We start from the raw sequence: 17,275 nt of genomic DNA, 5'->3' as shown, positions 1-17,275 counted from the left end.
CGTGGCTCCGATAATCCTTATTGCCCTTCACCTACTTCGCCTCTACACCCTCGTACTGATCCTGCGCGTCATTCTTGACTGGGTGATGATGTTTGCCCGCTCCTGGCAACCACGAGGCATTGTTCTGGTGATCGCGAACCTGGTATACACACTCACAGACCCGCCACTGAACTGGCTCGACCGCAAAATCCCGGCCCTGCGTATGGGAAATGTGGGATTCTCAATGGGATTTATTGTCCTGTATTTTGCGATTGTCATTGTTCAACGAGTCTTATTGTCGCTGCTTCGAGTAGTTTGAAATCCTTGTTTTGCTGAAGAACCGTGGTGGTTATCACGGTTCTTTGCATGGGTTCATTGATCGTGACTACGCGTGATAAAACTGTGACATTATGTGATCTCTTGACCGCTTCGTGTGCCTAGTGCATGCTAATGTGGTAAATGTTGCACATGGGAAAAGTGGGACCAAGCCTTCCCTCGTTGGTTAGTTTTGCTTTTTCCGCCCTGAACTCTTAAGTTCAGGTAATCTTTTCATTAGCGCTCCGAACCATGGGGCCTGATGTTCGTACTACAGACAACCGAGGTGACGACCATGACGCTGCTGACAGCAGACGACGTCCTCAATAAGAAGTTCCAGGCGACCAAGTTCCGTGAGGGCTACGAGCAGGACGAGGTCGACGAGTTCCTTGACGAGGTCGTTGAGGCCATGCGTCAGCTCGAGGCTGAGAACGCAGAACTCAAGGCTAAGCTCGAAGCCGCTACAAGCGGTCAGGCAGCAGCCCCCGCTCAGCCCGTGGTTGAAGAACCCGTCGTTGAGCAGCCCGCCCCCGTGGCCGCCGCAGCACCCGTCGCTGCTGCCTCCGAAGCACCCGTAGCAGCATCCGGCATGCTTGAACTGGCTCAGCGTCTGCACGACGAGCACGTTGCCAATGGCAAGGCCGAAGGCGAGCGTATCGTTGCCGAAGCACGCTCCACCGGTGAACAGATCGTTCGTGACGCTGAAGACCAGCGTAACCGCACCCTCGCCCAGCTTGAGAAGGAGCGCAGCGGCCTGGAACACACCATTGACGAACTGCGTCGTTTCGAATCCGACTACCGTACCCGCCTCAAGAGTTACCTCTCTGGCCTGCTGGCCAACGTGGAGGAATCCAACTCCGAGGCTGTATCCCCCAACCTGTGATCTACAGGTTCGCCTGATGGGTGCTGCTCAAGCAGTTCACACCGTCAGCATGAGCAGTACCCGTCGGGGTAGTGTGCTCATCACATGACACCACCACGATGGCGGCGCCTGTAAGGCGCCGCCATCGTGCGCATTAGACTATGCTCACCACAGCACTACTGAATCACTGAACGATAGGCCACTCATTTCATGGCACAGCGCGCTGACACCAAGGCACCACGCTCAACCGCACTCACCATGTGGGGTGTAGCGTTCGCAGTGCTTGTGGCAGATCAACTGAGCAAAATGTGGGCACTGAGTGCACTGGCTGATGGGCATGAACAACCACTCATCGGCCACTTTCTCACACTCGTTCTTGTCCATAATCCTGGTGCCGCATTCTCCTTCGCCACCTCAGCGACCTGGATCTTCACCCTCCTTGCCACAGCAGTTGTGATCGCGATTGCTGTGCTGACTCCACGGGTCCACCATATTCCTTGGGCATGGGTTCTAGGCCTGACCGCAGGGGGAGCAGCCGGTAACCTCATTGACCGCCTCATCCGCGAACCTGGCTTTGGCCAGGGGCACGTCGTAGATTTCATTAACTATGACGGTCACTTCGTGGGTAACGTTGCGGACATCGCTATTGTGTTTGCCGCTATTGGAGTTGCCTGGCTGACCTTAACCAACGTGGGATTTGACGGTAAACCTGTCACCGATACTCAGAAGACCACCACAGAGAAAACCGAGGACGCACCAGAATGACACTGCGAACCTTTCCAGTACCAGACGGACTTGAAGGCGAACGTGTCGATATAGCCCTCGCACGCATGACCGGGCTTTCACGCAGCAAAGTTGGTGAACTATGCACTCACGGCGCCGTCACGTTGGCTGGTAAAGAACTCGGAAAATCGGAACGTGTTAGCGCAGGGCAGTTCCTTGACGTGGACATGCCAGCACCACGCCCCACTGAACCTGTTGCTACTCCTGTAGACAACATGGGCATCATCTATATTGATGACCACATTGTGGTGGTAGACAAACCTGCAGGAATCGCTGCACATCCCTCAATGGGGTGGGACGGTCCGGACGTCCTCGGTGCTCTTAAAGCCATGTCCATCACCGTCTCCACATCAGGGGCAGCAGAGCGCCAAGGAATCGTCTCCCGCCTCGATGTGGGAACTTCCGGCATTATGATCGTGGCACGAAGCGAAATCGCCTACTCAGTCCTCAAAAACGCTTTTCGTCATCACACCGTGGACAAGACCTATCATGCGCTAGTCCACGGACACATGGACCCGATGAGCGGCACCATTGACGCGCCTATCGGCCGCCACCCATCGCGGGAATGGAAAATGGCCATCATTGATGGCGGACGCGAATCACGCACCCACTACGACACTATCGAAGCGATGCCTGGAGCCTCATTACTCGAAATCGAACTCGAGACCGGACGCACCCACCAGATCCGCGTCCACACTTCTGCCATGGGGCATCCCTGCTTGGGTGATGAAACCTATGGTGCAGATCCCGTACTCACTGAGAAGACAGGCCTGACTCGTCAATGGCTTCACGCTGTGGGACTCGGTGTAGCCCACCCAGTGACAGGGGAGTGGATGATCTGGGAATCGCAGTACCCTGCAGATCTCCAGCACGCGCTCGACGTGGTTCGCCTTTAATTCGTTACTACACCCCCAGACAAGATAGGTAGGCTTCCACCATGACTCAGATGCCCACGCCCCAAGAGCCCGGAACCATGCGCTACGCCTTGGGGGATGCGGATGATCCCGTCAGCCAAGAAATCAAAGACCTTTGCCTGGGTATTCGACTCGAAGTATTCGTCGGCGAACAACACGTCCCCTTTGAAGAAGAAGTCGACCTCCTCGATGAAGCTGGCTCCACCCTCCACATCCTGGCTACAGATGCAGAAGGCAACCCATTGGGAACTGCCCGTCTCCTACAAGACCCAGATCACCTCGGCCAGGTCCACTTAGGTCGCCTCGCCGTCGTGAAAGAAGCACGCGGGACCGGGCTGGGAGCACGTCTGGTTCGCGAAGTTGAAACCATGGCACTTGTTGGTGGATCCGTGCCGATTACTGACTCCTTCGGCCAGCCCACTGGTGAAGGAGAAGTTACCGTGATTCTCAGCGCACAAGAACAGGCCATGGGCTTCTACTCCAAGCTCGGATATGAGGTAGTAAGCGGCGAAAGTTACCTCGATGCAGGCATTCCTCATCAAGATATGGCACGCGTCGTGCGAGGTCCGGTTCGCTAAACTACCCTCATGGCCAACACTGCAGACGATTTTGTTCACCTCCACGTCCACACGGATTACTCCATGCTGGACGGAGCAGGCAAAATCGCTGATTATGTCGCTGAAGCGGTACGCCTTGGCCAGCCGGCACTAGCGATCACTGACCATGGCTACATGTTCGGTGCCTACGAGTTCTACGCCGCATGCACTAAAGCAGGCATCAAACCAATCATTGGTGTGGAAGCGTACATGACCCCCGGAACCTCCCGCTTCGACAAGACCCGTGTCTTCTGGGGTGATGAAAGTCAACGGAGCGATGACGTGTCCGCACGTGGCTCCTACACACACATGACCCTGCTTAGCCGCGACAATGAGGGCCTGCACAACCTCATGCGCATGGACTCCTACGCCTCCCTCGAAGGGCAGTGGGGAAAAAGCCCACGCATCGACCGTGACTTGCTCTCGCGCTACTCCAAAGGCCTCATCGGTACCACCGGCTGCCCCTCAGGTGAAATCCAGACCCGACTGCGACTAGGCCAATACGATGCCGCTCTTGAGGCAGCACGCGAACTTCAGGATATCTTTGGCAAGGATTACTTCTACGTCGAACTGATGGACCACGGACTCGACATCGAAACCCGAGTCACCAAAGACTTACTGCAAATCAGCAAGGACATTAACGCCCCCCTCCTGGCCACGAACGACTCTCACTACGTGCGCCCTGAGGACCGCGAAGTCCAAGATGCCATGCTCTGCATCAACTCTGGTTCTATTCTCTCCGATCCCGACCGCTTCAAATTCGACGGAGATACTTACTACCTTCGCCCCGGCCACGAAATGCGCAACCTCTTCAAAGAGTTGCCACAAGCCTGTGACAACACCTTGCTCGTTGCCGAACAATGCGATGTGCATTTCAAGACCACAGACGACGGCGCCAACTTCATGCCAATCTTCCCCGTCCCCGAAGGGGAAACCGACGAATCGTGGTTCGTTAAAGAATGCTGGCGAGGCATGGAAAAACGCTTCAACGGTAATATCCCTGATGACTGCCGTAAGCAGGCTGAATACGAAATTGGCGTGATCGTCCAGATGGGATTCCCCGGCTACTTCTTGGTGGTCGCTGACTACATCAACTGGGCCAAATCTCAAGGAATTCGTGTAGGGCCTGGCCGTGGTTCCGGTGCTGGTTCCATGGTTGCCTACGCAATGGGCATCACCGAACTCAACCCTCTCGAACACGGCCTCATTTTTGAACGCTTCCTTAACCCCGAGCGTATCTCCATGCCTGATATTGACGTCGACTTTGACGAACGTAGGCGTGAAGAAGTAATCGAGTATGTCAAAAATAAATATGGTGATGACCGTGTCAGCCAGGTGGTGACCTACGGCGTCATTAAAGCCAAACAGTCCCTCAAAGACTCCTCGCGCGTCATGGGCTACCCCTATGCGGTGGGTGACCGCCTGACTAAGGCCATGCCTCCCTCCGTCCAGGGCAAAGACATCACCATCAAGGGTATTTTCAACAAGGAAGATAAGCGCTACGCTGAAGCGGAAGAGTTCCGTAAACTCTATTCCGAAGATCAAGACGCCCAGCGCATCGTTGAGTTAGCCAAGGGCCTTGAAGGCATGACTCGCCAGTGGGGCGTACACGCCTGCGCTGTGATCATGAGTTCACACCCACTCGTGGACATTATTCCCATGATGCAGCGCGTCCAAGATGGCGCCGTCATCACCCAATTCGATTACCCCACGTGTGAGACCCTCGGCTTGCTCAAGATGGACTTCTTGGGACTGCGCAACCTCACCGTCATCTCCGACGCCCTTGAAAACATCGTGGCTAACGATAAGCCACCGGTTGATATTGACAACATCGGTCTGGATGACCCAAATACCTACGCACTACTCTCACGCGGTGAGACCCTCGGCGTCTTCCAACTTGATGGTGGCGGTATGCGCACCCTGCTGCGCCTCATGAAGCCTGACAACTTCGAAGACATTTCCGCTGTGGGCGCCTTGTATCGTCCCGGCCCCATGGGTGCGGACTCTCATACGAACTACGCACTGCGAAAAAACGGCCTACAGGAAATCGTTCCGATTCACCCGGAACTCGCTGACGTTCTCGAACCCATTCTTGGAACTACACACGGTCTGATCGTGTACCAGGAACAGGTCATGCAGATTGCCCAGCAACTGGCAGGTTTCTCCATGGGCGCGGCAGATAAACTGCGTAAAGCCATGGGTAAAAAGAAACCCGAAATTCTTGCGAAGGAATTCGTTGGATTCCGCCAGGGCATGCTTGATAACGGCTATAGCGAAGAATCTATTAAGACTCTGTGGGACATTGTGGTTCCCTTCTCCGCGTACGCCTTCAATAAGGCCCACTCAGCCGCCTACGGTGTGGTCTCCTATTGGACGGCCTACCTCAAGGCAAATTACCCCACGGAGTACATGGCTGCCCTTTTGACTAGTCAGAAGGACAATAAAGACAAACTCGCTGTGTATCTAGGCGAATGTCGTCACATGGGAATCACGGTGCTCCCGCCAGATGTGAACGAATCCAACGCACAGTTCGCCGCTGTGGGTAATGACATTCGTTTCGGTTTGGCTGCGGTGCGTAACGTAGGCATCAACGTGGTGGATGCCATCGTTAAGGCCCGTGAAGAAAAAGGCCAGTTCACCAGTTTTGAGGATTTCCTCGACAAGGTCCCGGCTGTGGTCTGCAACAAGCGCACCATCGATTCGCTTATCAAAGCAGGTGCCTTTGACTCCCTGGGTGCCACTCGCCGCTGCCTGCATATCTGCCACGAAGATTTCGTTGACGAAATCATTGGGGTTAAGCGTAATGAGGCAGCAGGTCAGTTTGACCTCTTTGGCGGCATGCTTGGAGACAGCGGTGATGATCCCTTCGCCTCTGGCCCCGTGTTCTCCACGACCGTTCCTGATGGGCCGGAGTGGGATAAGAAAGAAAAACTCGCTCACGAACGCGACATGCTCGGCTTATACGTTTCTGACCATCCGCTGATGGGCCTTGAAGCGTTGCTTTCGAAACTTGCAGATACCCAGATCGGTGATCTTCAAGATGAGGATGCTAAGCCTGAAGGCGTTGTGGTCACTGTTGCTGGCCTTATCACGTCATTGACTCGTAAAACCACGAAACAGGGCAATCTTTGGGCAATCGCTCAGGTTGAGGATCTTGGCGGTAGCGTCGATGTGCTGTTTTTCCCGCAGACTTACCAGACGGTTTCTACCGCATTGGCAACTGATGTGGTGGTGACTGTACGCGGGCGCGTCAATCGACGTGACGGCCAAGTGTCTATTTACGCCCAGGAAATGACTATTCCTGACACTAGCAGTGCTACTCATGAAGCTGTGACGATTCGACTGCCGTCCAATCGCTGCACTACGGCTCTGGTTGAGCAGTTAAAGATCGTCTTGGAACGACACACTGGTATGTCCACAGTACGGCTTAACCTCACCTCACCGGGACGTGAAGTGCGCACTCAACTTAGCGATCAATTCAGGGTTGAGGCTAGTGCAGCATTTTTCTCTGACCTCAAAGCTCTCTTGGGTCCGGGTTGCCTGAATCATTAAGAAGTGACCGGGGCTGGGGTGTACCGAGGCGTGAAGCGCTGAAGTATGTTCCTAGTCTTTGAATAACTATTTAGTGTTAACTGTGAGCCTTAGCCTTCGATGTGGACAATTGCGCCATCAAGGCCGGTGGGAGCGTCGAGGGTGATGACATCACCATCGGCAAGAATATGGCCGCGGCGAGTGTCGACTTCACCGTTGACGTACACGTCACCGGACTGCACAGCGATGCGGGCGGTGGCGCCGTCTTCAACGAGGTTAGCCAGTTTGAGGAACTGGCCGAGTTTAATGTCACCGCGTACGCTAATAACGGGAAAGTCCTGTGAAGTCATGGAAGTAGTTTCTCATGACTGTTCTCCTCTAGGCTATTGAGTATGAGTCCACATCGTTCCGGAAACCCAGCCAAGGCAGCACAGCAAGAACGCGAAGAGCGACTCGCTCGCCAGAACAAGCGGACGCCGAAGCGTCGCCTTCCTAAGTTTCCCTTTGCTTTCGCTGCTTGGCCTAAGTGGCTCCAGGGCGTGGCTATTTTTGGACTCGTCACTGCGTTGTTTACGACGTCGTGGGCTCTCTACATGTCTCTGACGCTGCCTGTGGGTGCATTCGCCTGGGTGCTCATGGTGGTGGCACTGTTCTTTACCGTCAGTGCACTGGTGGGAACCTTTACTGATCGCCCCACGTGGGTGATCTCAGGACTCATCTTGGCTGCGGCAGCCCCCACATTGAACTTCTACGTTGCGAACGTGGCCTGCCTGGTGTGTGGCCTGATTCTGGCCATGAACCTCAACAAGTACCAGTACCTGTGATAAGGAATCCTGTCTTCTCAAGGTGACGATGAGAGCAGTTTACGAGTGCCTTTGGCACGTGTATGGACAACACTGAGAGATACGTGGACGCTGACAAGGATCAGCACCGTTCACGGCCTGCTGGCCCATAACATCCGCGTCATGAAAGTAGATGCTAATGGTGATCAGCATCCTTATGGCTTGAGTGCTCTGAGTTGAACATCGGTCACCTCAATACGTAAGGGAGCCACGTGTAGATCAAAAGTTGCGAGATTTTATAGTGGGTCGGGGCCTTCGAGAAGGAGTGGACGGACTTCTCGCAACGCTTGCACGCAGGAGGACAAACCTGTATCGACGTGAAGTTCTAACTGTTCATCTGTGACACCAGCACGCATGTCCTGCATATAGATGGCTCGCAGATGCCACCCCACCGCGGTACGCAGGACAGAAACCGAAGGGAAGAAGCGTTCACGGTTCCAATCATTGGCCGCGATAGCAAGTAAGTCACCCCCATCGACAGGTGCAATAGGACTTTCTGAATCTGCACTAACCAGCAGCCAACCGTCATGCTCAGGTGGAATGTCCAAAATGATGGTGACGTCATTCCATGAACCTTTGAGGCATTCGTGAGATACATCGTCAGGGTCATGTTCGCGCGTCACAACATAGTTCTGGCCCGTTAGGTAATTCTCCACACGGTCCAGCGAAAGGGGAGCAGGAATACGTGAAACTTCAGCAGACTGTTCTGACTTCCTTGTTCCACCTTCTTCAGAGGATTCAGGGGAGCGCTCACCCTCACCATGAGTATCCCGGCGCACCATATTCTCAGCGTGGCGAACTACAGCACGAACAGCACCTAGCGAACGAGAGTCATCACAGTGCTCGGCGGGGGTAATAGATGCCTCGGCATCATTTCCGATTAGCACTTGCCAGGCACGTTGGAAACGGTTGAGCATACTCATTCTTCCACCACCGCAATCAGCGGATCGGGGAAGACCTCTTCCGCTTGCATCATCAAAGCCATGAGCAGACGCACACCAGTCTGAAGGAAGTAATCAAGTTGCGTGTCAGTCATACCTGCACGAATCGGTACCGTGTATTCGCCATGCAGGGACACGCGACCATCATCATCAATGCTCACATGAGCCTTAGGACCGATACGGTGAGCATTCCACTGCATCGCCAAGGCACGCAGATCGTCAATGTACTCCATAGACGCGATGCGATGCCACATGCCGCGCATCTGCAAGGCACGCACATCCTGGAACACTATTTGCATAGTGACAATGCGCCAAGGAAGAGCAATATTACCGTGCTCATCACTGACATAGTGCAGTTCCGCCCGTTCCACTGCTTGGCGCACGCGCTCCTGATCCACCAGGCGGGGAACCTCCTGGGGGATAGCATTAGCAGTCAGCGAATCAGGCATACGGACATTCTACCGGTGCCCTACTGACAACCATTCCTTCTGTTCGCTCATTGCATCGACCTGCCAGCAGAGAGACGATATTGCTAAAGTTCGCCTGTGGATTCGTTAATTGCAGTAGTAGGCCCCACGGCTAGTGGGAAATCTGACCTAGCCTTGGACATTGCCTGTGCGCTTGCACCTGCCCCCCACAAACCGAATGAACTCGTGGGTATCATCAACGCCGATGCTTCTCAGCTCTACCGTGGAATGGACATTGGGACAGCGAAGATTCCCGTAGATGATCGTCGTGGTATCGAGCATGCACAAATTGATGTGCTTCATGTGACCGACGAGGCGAGTGTGGCCGCCTACCAACGCTATGCCTGCGCAGACGTCGACCGAATCGCGGGAAGCCTGCGTCAGCCCATTGTGGTTGGAGGCTCAGGTCTGTATGTTCGGGCAGTTACCGATTATTTCGAATTTCCCGGCACAGACCGTGACCTTCGCAGGAAAATCGATAATCGTGTCGATGCTGAGGGGCTCAATGCGGTTTATCGTGAACTTGAACGTAAAGATCCAGAATCCGCTCAAAAAATCGACTCCTCCAACCGACGCAAGATCGTCCGTGCCCTGGAGGTGATGGAACTAACCGGACACAAGTTCTCTGCCTCACTTCCACCATACGTGGACCGTATTCCCACCTGTCACCTGGCTATTCGTACCAACAGGGAAGGGCTGAATGCACGAATTGTTCGTCGAGCACAAGCGATGTTTGAGGGGGGACTGGTTGAAGAAACCGAACGCCTTCTCCAAGAAGGTTTGCGTGAAGGCCCCACAGCCAGTAAAGCCATCGGTTACTCTCAAGCAATCGCGGTGATTGACGGGGTGATGAACGAACATGAAGCCATTGAAGCCACTGCTGTGGCCACACGGAAACTTGCCTCTCGTCAGTTGAAATGGTTCCGCCGTGACCCACGTATTACCTGGCTTGACCTTGAAATGGATGAGCACGGTGAGGTTCCTGATTGGGCGTGGGAGGCCCTGGTATCTCAAGCCATGGATACTATTGACCGGCGAAAACGCTGAGTTAGTGACGCAACTCGTGACCTCCGCCGCGAGACTCCCAAGGATGCTGGGAGAAAAATGCTGAGCCAGTGACACAACCCGCGGCAGAGACCTGAACTACAGCACTCACACCTATGTGCCGTAGGCTATGGCCATGACTGATTCCCCGACCCGAACAGTGATCAAAGCACATGCTGCTGATGATGACGTCTTGGTTCTCGTTGATCCTGACTGTACGGAGGAGATCAGCGAGTCTTGGGTCCGCGAACTTTGCGATCGCCGTAGCGGAATCGGAGCCGATGTATTTGTGCGTCTGGCTCGCACCAGTGCAATGCCTGGGGGAGAAGCCTACCTCACTGAAGTGCCCGAAGCTGAATGGTTCGTTGATGCTTATAAAGCAGACGGTCAGGTTTCCTCATGGTCACTGTCGGGACAAGCCGTGGCAACCAGCGTGCTCACTGACGATGAGCACGCACTGGCTCACACTGACGCCGATGGCAGCCTCGTGGTGGGCACACGGATGGGCGCCTGCTCACTAACCCGTATGAATGACGCATGGATCATTGATGCAGGTTTCATGAACCTGCACTATCCCCATACCGTTTCTATGAAGGATGGATGGGATACTACCGTGACCATCCCTGGCATGAATGGTGTATGGGCAGGTCTCACGATTCTTACCCCTCAACCGTGCCTCGTCGTCGCTGTCCCCGATGCGGATGAATCGCGTCAACTTGCCCGCGCACTGGCTACCAACGGTGCAGTTCGCTGTGAACCGGAACTACCCGACGGCTGCGCTGTGGCACTCATGGTGGCCCTTGATGAAGAAACTCTCGATACAGCGTCTACTGCTGACGAAGGCGACGCCGTCATGATGCGTGCTGCTCTCGACGTCCTCTCCCCCCAGGACGCTTCCGTGACCTCATGGTTGGGTGCCGCATGTGCATGTGGTGCAGCCTTGAGCCTGTGGAACGATGATCCCCTCGATGGCGTCATGCTGGTGACCCCTCATGGCGAAATTGCCGTGAATATTCCTCCCACCAGTGCACGAGACTTGCTCATCAACTTGGATAAGGGTGAAGAGCCAGACTCTGAGCAAGATGAGGACGAATCCCTGCCTTTCATGGTGACCGTACGCGTCAAAAAGATCGCAACTATCGCCTACCCAATAAACTGACTAATACCTGACAAATTAACGAATCAGGCAGCAGCCTTGGCGAGTTGCGGGCGCACGCACAAAACTCGATACCCCTTGGCAGAGTGAGCCTTTTCTACGTTCCAGCCCTGCATACGGAGCCACGACGCAAGGGAGTCGGCGCCGAGGTTTTTCCCCACCACGAGCCACGCCTCGCCGTCATCAGCCAGAAGAGGCAACCACAGAGCAAGCAGAGCATGAAGTGCCTGCTTACCAATACGTACCGGGGGATTGGACCAGATCACGTCAATCTTTTGGCCACTGTCAGCCAAATGCTGGGCAAAGGACTCTGCCTGGTGAACAGACACATGTTCAAAACCAGCCTGCTTGGCGTTACGAGCAGTTAAATCCATGCTGCGCTCATTGACATCAACGCCAACTACCTCGCCATCGGGGCAAGAATGAGCCAACGCTAAAGTAATCGGACCCCAACCACAGCCCACATCAACGCAGAAACTCTCCGGGGCGGGATCTGGAACATGCTTGAGTAGAACTTGAGTACCTAAATCCACGCGACCAGGACAGAACACGCCGCCAGCGCTCGTGACGGCATACTCGCGGCCGCGAATCGTGAGCATCGTGGTGCGCTCGTGATCATCGGACTGCGGGATGGCACTGAAGTAATGATCGTTCACGCCATAAGAGTAACCCGAGGTGTCCATGATGGAGGGCTAGGCCCTCACATCGGTAGACTAGAGGAATAAGAATCCCAAGCGAAGGACCAGGTTGAACTCCTCTACCGTGCATCAGTCAAGTTGCGACTCATTGACCACCGACGAGAGCCGTACCGAGCATTCTCAGAATTCCTCATCACCCGTCTCAAATGAGACTCATACTGATGCGTCGCAGACCAGCACCAACGCCTCAACAAACGATGTTGTCACTGCTGATGATGTGGTAGCCCGAATCCTCGCTCGGCACACTGCTGCGCTCGCCTCCACCCAGGACCAGCACGATGAAGCGCTGCGTATGGATGCTGGCGCCATGGAACGTGAAGAGCGCGCTGCACTCAAGCGTGTGGCGGGCTTATCCACTGAACTTGAAGACGTCAGTGAAGTTGAATACCGACAAATTCGTCTTGAGCGCGTTGTGCTCGTAGGCCTGTACTCCGGCAGTGCGGATGAAGCAGAGAACTCCTTGGCAGAACTTGCCGCGCTCGCTGAGACCGCAGGTTCTCAGGTGCTTGACGCTTTGCTACAGCGACGCGATACCCCAGACCCAGCCACGTATCTTGGCAAGGGTAAAGCTAATGAATTGGCAGATATCGTGGCTGCGAACGGCGCCGATACGGTGATCGTCGATTCCGATCTTGCCCCTTCCCAGCGTCGTGGATTGGAAGACGTGGTCAAGGTCAAGGTTGTTGATCGCACCGCTTTGATCTTGGATATTTTCGCTCAGCATGCCAAGAGTCGCGAAGGTAAAGCCCAGGTAGAACTGGCCCAACTCGAATACCTTTTGCCACGCTTGCGTGGTTGGGGCGAATCGATGAGCCGTCAGGCTGGTGGCCGTGTAGCAGGTGGTCAGGGTATTGGGTCGCGTGGTCCTGGTGAAACCAAGATTGAATTGGACCGTCGCCGTATTCGTCATCGCATGGCCAAACTACGCCGTGACATTAACGCCATGGCACCCTCGCGTGAAACAAAGCGCGGCTCTCGTCATCGCTCACAGATTCCTTCTGTTGCTATCGCCGGATATACCAACGCAGGGAAGTCTTCCGTCCTGAACCGTCTCACCGGTGCTGGCGTGATGGTCCATGACGCTCTTTTCGCTACCCTGGATCCCACCGTGCGTAGCGCCACTACCGCAGATGGACGCGTCTACACGCTCACTGACACCGTGGGGTTTGTACGCAACCTTCCTCACGAACTGGTGGAAGCTTTCCGTTCCACGCTTGAGGAAGTCGCCGGAGCAGACCTACTTCTTCACGTTGTGGACGCTGCACACCCGGATCCCGTTGGTCAGGTTAAGGCCGTTCGTGAAGTGATTGCTGATATCCCCGGCGGAGCAGATGTCCCCGAAATTATCGTGCTCAATAAGTCTGACCTTGCAGACTCGATCACGTTGGCAGCCCTGCGCACGCAATATCCGGGATGTGTGGCCGTCTCTGCCCGCACCGGTGAGGGAATGGATGAACTCACTGAACGCATCGCCAATTCACTTCCCCGCCCCAATGTGGAAGTTGATGTGGTGATCGGTTATAACCGCGGTGATCTTATTTCCCGTATTCACGCTGATGGGGAAATTGAATTCCTTGAACATACCGAGCAAGGTACGCACGTGAGGGCACGCGTGGATGGTTCCTTGGCTAGCGCTTTGAAGGAATGCGATCTGTCATGAGCAAGTCCGCGATAGAGCGGGCACTTGACCATGCCGTAGAAGAAATTGGTGGCAAGGCTCGCCAAGGCCAAATCCGTATGGCGAAGGAAATCGACTCCGCCATGAGCGATGAGCGCCACCTCCTTATCCAAGCAGGAACCGGCACAGGTAAATCCTTAGGCTATCTCATCCCCGTGATGAATGCTTGCGTCTGTCACGGCACCAAAGCCGTGGTCTCCACGGCAACCCTTGCTCTTCAGCGTCAAATTCTCACCAAAGACGCTCCTTTAGCGGCACGTGCTATTGCCTCAGTTCATGGCAACGAACCCAAGGTTTCACTACTTAAAGGGTGGAACAACTACCTGTGCAAGCACAAGATGGGTGGCGGCTACCCCTCCGATGAGCCCACTCTTTTCGACGCTGAGGAAGCTACATCCAGTAAATCCTCCAAAGTTGGTAAAGCATCTACTGCGTCTTTGGGGGAGCAAGTCGTTCGTATTCGTTCGTGGGCTACAACCACGGAAACAGGGGACCGCGACGATCTGGTTCCGGGGGTTTCTGATAAAGCTTGGGCTCAAGTTAGCGTGAGTAAAGCTGAATGTTTGGGCGGTAAATGCCCGCTGAAGGACGAATGCTTCGCCCAACTAGCCCGTAATGACTGCCAGGATGCGGATGTGGTGGTCACCAATCATGCTTTGCTCGGAATCGCCGTAGCAGGAAACAACCACGTTCTTCCTGACCATGATGTTCTTGTTGTTGATGAGGCGCATGACTTAGCTGATCGGGTACGCAGTCAGGGAAGTGTGAGTATCTCTGCGGCGTCGGTGACTCGCGTGGCGAAAACGGCGAGGCGAGACGCTGATGTCCTGGGGGAAGACTTAATGCAGGCGGGTCAAGAATTAGGTCTTGCCCTAGCCGAACTTGAAGAAGGACGCTTGGAAACTATTAGCGCTTCTTTGCGTGCCGCGCTTGCTAGCGTGGAGCAAGCCGCACGTCAGATGCATGCTGATATTCGTGCTAAAGTTCAGGCTGATTCTTCTCAATCTGGTGCACTCAGCGTCGCCCGGACTGCCGTGGCTGATCTTGTGGATTGTGTGACCCGTGCGTTGAGTGATTCTATTCCTCAGTGTCGCGATGTGGCGTGGATTGAGCGTCCCCGTGGGGGAGTTGATCCAGCGCGACTTATGATCGCCCCCATTGAGGTGGCCGGAGCGGTGGCAAACACGCTGTTCAATGACCATACCGCCATTCTTACTTCAGCCACTCTTGCACTAGGCGGAAAGTTTGATGTCATGGCACGTACCGTCGGTATGACTTTGGCTGATGCATCATGGACTGGTCTGGATGTAGGTAGTCCATTTACGTATGCGAAGCAGGGGATTTTGTATGTTGCTTCTCACCTTCCTGCGCCGTCGATGGGGATTAGTGACCAGGCGCTGGACGAGGTGGTTGCCTTGGCTAAGGCCAGTGATGGCGGCATGCTCGGTCTGTTTTCTTCACGTCAAGCCGCTGAAGACGCCGCACAGGTACTTCGCGATGAAACTGACCTCCCGGTTTTCTGTCAGGGAGAAGATCAACTGCCTAGTCTGGTCGAAGAATTCGCTAAAGATGATCGTGCTTGTCTTGTGGGGACGGTCAGCTTGTGGCAGGGTGTAGATGTTCCTGGTCACACGTGTCGTTTAGTGCTTATTGACCGTATTCCATTCCCGCGTCCGGGGGAACCTGTGGCTAGTGCACGGATGGAAAAGGTACGTAGCGTTGGCGGGAATCCCTTTATGACTGTGGCTGCTACGCATGCTGCTTTGTTGATGGCTCAGGGGGCTGGTCGTTTGATTCGTCGGACTGATGATCGTGGCGTGGTGGCAGTGCTGGATTCGCGTTTGGTATCTGCTCGATATGGTTCTTTTCTTGTTGATTCGATGCCACCTTTATGGCGTACCACTGATCGGGACACAGTGTTAGGTGCGTTAGAACGGTTGAGTCAGCCCTAGATTTTTATACCCCAGGGGGTATAAGGTGGTTGGGATAGTCCTCTGAAACCCCTCACACATTCAGGAGTAACCACCATGTGCCGTGCGGTCACCTGCCGTCAATGCAAAAAGACCACCTGGGCCGGATGCGGCCGTCACGTTGACGCCGTGATGAAGAATGTCCCTCGCGATCAGCGTTGCACCTGCTCCACTGACGCTTCTCAATCTGATAACAGTCAGTCTTCCGGCGGTTTTTTCGCTCGCCTATTCGGACGCTGATCTGAGTAACCGACTCATCACTGACTATCCTGTGAGGCACGCGCTGAACTTAGCGTGTGCCTCACGTGGTATTTCATTGTGTGATTTCAAGGCGTGTATCGCCTCAAGCGCGTTGGTCGGTGATACGAATAGACCATGGAAATTGATCCTCAGGCCGTCAAACCCACACTCACTCGACTCAAGCGAGCTAACGGTCAACTTCAGGCAGTCATCCGCATGATCGAAGAAGGCCGATCCTGCGAGGATGTCATCACCCAAATCGCCGCAGTTTCCACGGCGATTGACCGAGCAGGTCTAGCCATTATTGCCCAGTCTATGCATGAGTGCATTCGCCAAGATCCCGATGGGGAATCATTGGATGCGAAGAAACTGGAGAAGATGTTCCTCAGCCTGCGTTGAGCACTACTGAGCGGAAGGCCCCTCGTTAGAGAACTGGGCTAAAACGCTGGCATCTAAAGCTTCGACAGCGAAGGCCTTACCGACCACAGCGCCATGAATATAAGGCAGAGCCTTTAATCGCTGTAGGTCAGCCACACTTCGTACACCGCCACTGGCAAACATCGGAACTTGCGAACGACGCGCTATTGCTTCCATGAGAACATACCCCGGTCCACTCATTGCGCCATCTCGTTGCACATCCGTCACCGTGTACGCACACACACCAGTTGCGCCAAGCCAGTCGAGTATTTTCCATAAATCGCCAACATCGCATTGAGAGCCGCGCGGACGCACATGGTAATGGAGCTGGCTATCCTCCGTGATTGGCGAGGTAGTCATTGACACTTCACCAAGAGTGTCATCATCAGGACGAGGAGCATCAGCAGGCTTCCCCTCATGATCCTCAAGGCTCACATCTAAGGCCACAGCACATCGATTCGGGTTCTCGGCAATGACACGGTTCACCAAATCACGATGGACAAGAGCGCCTGAAGAAATGTTGATCCGGTGAGCACCAGTACCTAGTGCCCAGACCAATGCTTCCTCATCTGATAGGCCACCGGAGAGTTGAACATTGACTCCGCAAGAATTAATGATGCGGGTAATCAATTCACGGTTATGACCGCGACTAAAAGCTGCATCAAGATCGACCAAATGAATCCATGAAGCGCCTGATTCTTTCCAATAATGAGCAATTTCGAGGGGATCACCATAGTCGTTACTCTGAGAATCATCGCCACCCACAGGGCGCACGTTACGGCCGCCCTTGATATCAATGGCCGGAAGAATCGTAAAAGGAGTCATGACTTCATTCTTTGGTT

18 protein-coding genes are annotated in these 17,275 nt (G+C 54.5%); 13 read left to right on the top strand and 5 right to left on the bottom strand.

Translation table 11 applies throughout. The features are described from left to right. Nucleotide 1: 1 nt before the first annotated feature. The 6 genes from A9753_RS07900 (at nt 2) to dnaE (ending at nt 7,001) form a co-directional block, all read left to right on the top strand. The gene (locus A9753_RS07900; RefSeq protein ID WP_067782880.1) at nt 2–298 is read left to right on the top strand and encodes a YggT family protein; all 297 of its coding nucleotides are present in this window, start codon (nt 2–4) and stop codon (nt 296–298) included. A gap of 291 nt (nt 299–589) precedes the next feature. Continuing rightward, complete coding sequence (locus A9753_RS07895; RefSeq protein ID WP_067782877.1) at nt 590–1,177, top strand: DivIVA domain-containing protein; 588 nt, start codon at nt 590–592, stop codon at nt 1,175–1,177. A 189-nt stretch (nt 1,178–1,366) separates the two neighbouring features. Next, nucleotides 1,367–1,921 carry a signal peptidase II gene (gene lspA / locus A9753_RS07890; RefSeq protein WP_067782874.1) on the top strand — a complete coding sequence of 185 codons (555 nt, stop codon included), beginning with the start codon at nt 1,367–1,369 and terminating at the stop codon, nt 1,919–1,921. Then, entirely contained in the window at nt 1,918–2,835 is a 918-nt protein-coding gene (locus tag A9753_RS07885; protein WP_067782871.1) for an RluA family pseudouridine synthase, read from the top strand. The genes lspA and A9753_RS07885 overlap by 4 nt, the downstream gene beginning before the upstream one ends. Before the next feature lie 41 nt (nt 2,836–2,876). Continuing rightward, nucleotides 2,877–3,431 (top strand): GNAT family N-acetyltransferase, encoded by a 555-nt coding sequence (locus tag A9753_RS07880; protein WP_067782868.1) that lies wholly within the window; start codon nt 2,877–2,879, stop codon nt 3,429–3,431. Nucleotides 3,432–3,440: 9 nt separating this feature from the next. Further along, nucleotides 3,441–7,001, top strand: a complete 3,561-nt coding sequence (gene dnaE, locus A9753_RS07875; RefSeq protein WP_067782865.1) for a DNA polymerase III subunit alpha — start codon at nt 3,441–3,443, stop codon at nt 6,999–7,001. A gap of 89 nt (nt 7,002–7,090) precedes the next feature. Here the strand turns inward: dnaE and A9753_RS07870 are convergent, their stop codons facing one another. After that, nucleotides 7,091–7,330, bottom strand: coding sequence for an RNA-binding S4 domain-containing protein (locus A9753_RS07870; protein WP_067782863.1), 240 nt, complete (start codon nt 7,328–7,330; stop codon nt 7,091–7,093). A gap of 42 nt (nt 7,331–7,372) precedes the next feature. Here A9753_RS07870 and A9753_RS07865 point away from each other — a divergent pair, with 42 nt between their 5' ends. Further along, nucleotides 7,373–7,804 (top strand): hypothetical protein, encoded by a 432-nt coding sequence (locus A9753_RS07865; RefSeq protein ID WP_067782860.1) that lies wholly within the window; start codon nt 7,373–7,375, stop codon nt 7,802–7,804. Nucleotides 7,805–8,058: 254 nt separating this feature from the next. Here A9753_RS07865 and A9753_RS07860 read toward each other — a convergent pair whose 3' ends face one another. After that, the gene (locus A9753_RS07860; protein WP_083090414.1) at nt 8,059–8,745 is read right to left on the bottom strand and encodes a type III secretion system chaperone family protein; all 687 of its coding nucleotides are present in this window, start codon (nt 8,743–8,745) and stop codon (nt 8,059–8,061) included. Further along, nucleotides 8,742–9,212 (bottom strand): YbjN domain-containing protein, encoded by a 471-nt coding sequence (locus tag A9753_RS07855; protein ID WP_067782854.1) that lies wholly within the window; start codon nt 9,210–9,212, stop codon nt 8,742–8,744. The genes A9753_RS07860 and A9753_RS07855 overlap by 4 nt, the downstream gene beginning before the upstream one ends. 96 nt (nt 9,213–9,308) lie before the next feature. On the opposite strand from A9753_RS07855, the gene miaA reads away from it, so the two are divergent. Then, a complete protein-coding gene (gene miaA, locus A9753_RS07850) occupies nt 9,309–10,277 on the top strand; it encodes a tRNA (adenosine(37)-N6)-dimethylallyltransferase MiaA (RefSeq protein WP_083090413.1) in 969 nt (322 codons plus the stop codon). A 133-nt stretch (nt 10,278–10,410) separates the two neighbouring features. Next, entirely contained in the window at nt 10,411–11,433 is a 1,023-nt protein-coding gene (locus tag A9753_RS07845) for a hypothetical protein (protein ID WP_141673360.1), read from the top strand. A gap of 23 nt (nt 11,434–11,456) precedes the next feature. On the opposite strand, the gene A9753_RS07840 is transcribed toward A9753_RS07845, so the two are convergent. Further along, complete coding sequence (locus A9753_RS07840; protein WP_245637413.1) at nt 11,457–12,113, bottom strand: class I SAM-dependent methyltransferase; 657 nt, start codon at nt 12,111–12,113, stop codon at nt 11,457–11,459. Between the two features lie 232 nt (nt 12,114–12,345). Here A9753_RS07840 and hflX point away from each other — a divergent pair, with 232 nt between their 5' ends. The 4 genes from hflX (at nt 12,346) to A9753_RS07820 (ending at nt 16,415) form a co-directional block, all read left to right on the top strand. Then, nucleotides 12,346–13,788 (top strand): GTPase HflX, encoded by a 1,443-nt coding sequence (gene hflX / locus A9753_RS07835; protein WP_245637427.1) that lies wholly within the window; start codon nt 12,346–12,348, stop codon nt 13,786–13,788. After that, nucleotides 13,785–15,758, top strand: a complete 1,974-nt coding sequence (locus A9753_RS07830; RefSeq protein ID WP_067782849.1) for an ATP-dependent DNA helicase — start codon at nt 13,785–13,787, stop codon at nt 15,756–15,758. Before hflX ends, A9753_RS07830 begins: the two co-directional genes overlap by 4 nt. A gap of 75 nt (nt 15,759–15,833) precedes the next feature. Then, complete coding sequence (locus tag A9753_RS07825; RefSeq protein WP_067782846.1) at nt 15,834–16,016, top strand: hypothetical protein; 183 nt, start codon at nt 15,834–15,836, stop codon at nt 16,014–16,016. Between the two features lie 135 nt (nt 16,017–16,151). Beyond that, the gene (locus A9753_RS07820; RefSeq protein WP_067782843.1) at nt 16,152–16,415 is read left to right on the top strand and encodes a metal-sensitive transcriptional regulator; all 264 of its coding nucleotides are present in this window, start codon (nt 16,152–16,154) and stop codon (nt 16,413–16,415) included. Between the two features lie 3 nt (nt 16,416–16,418). On the opposite strand, the gene A9753_RS07815 is transcribed toward A9753_RS07820, so the two are convergent. Next, entirely contained in the window at nt 16,419–17,258 is an 840-nt protein-coding gene (locus tag A9753_RS07815; protein WP_067782840.1) for a HisA/HisF-related TIM barrel protein, read from the bottom strand. Nucleotides 17,259–17,275: the final 17 nt, after the last annotated feature.

This window comes from Actinomyces vulturis (genome assembly GCF_001687305.1).
Classification (GTDB): domain Bacteria; phylum Actinomycetota; class Actinomycetes; order Actinomycetales; family Actinomycetaceae; genus Actinomyces; species Actinomyces vulturis.
The sequence above is the reverse complement of the archived record's forward strand: the minus strand, read 5'-3'. Positions and strand labels throughout refer to the sequence as shown.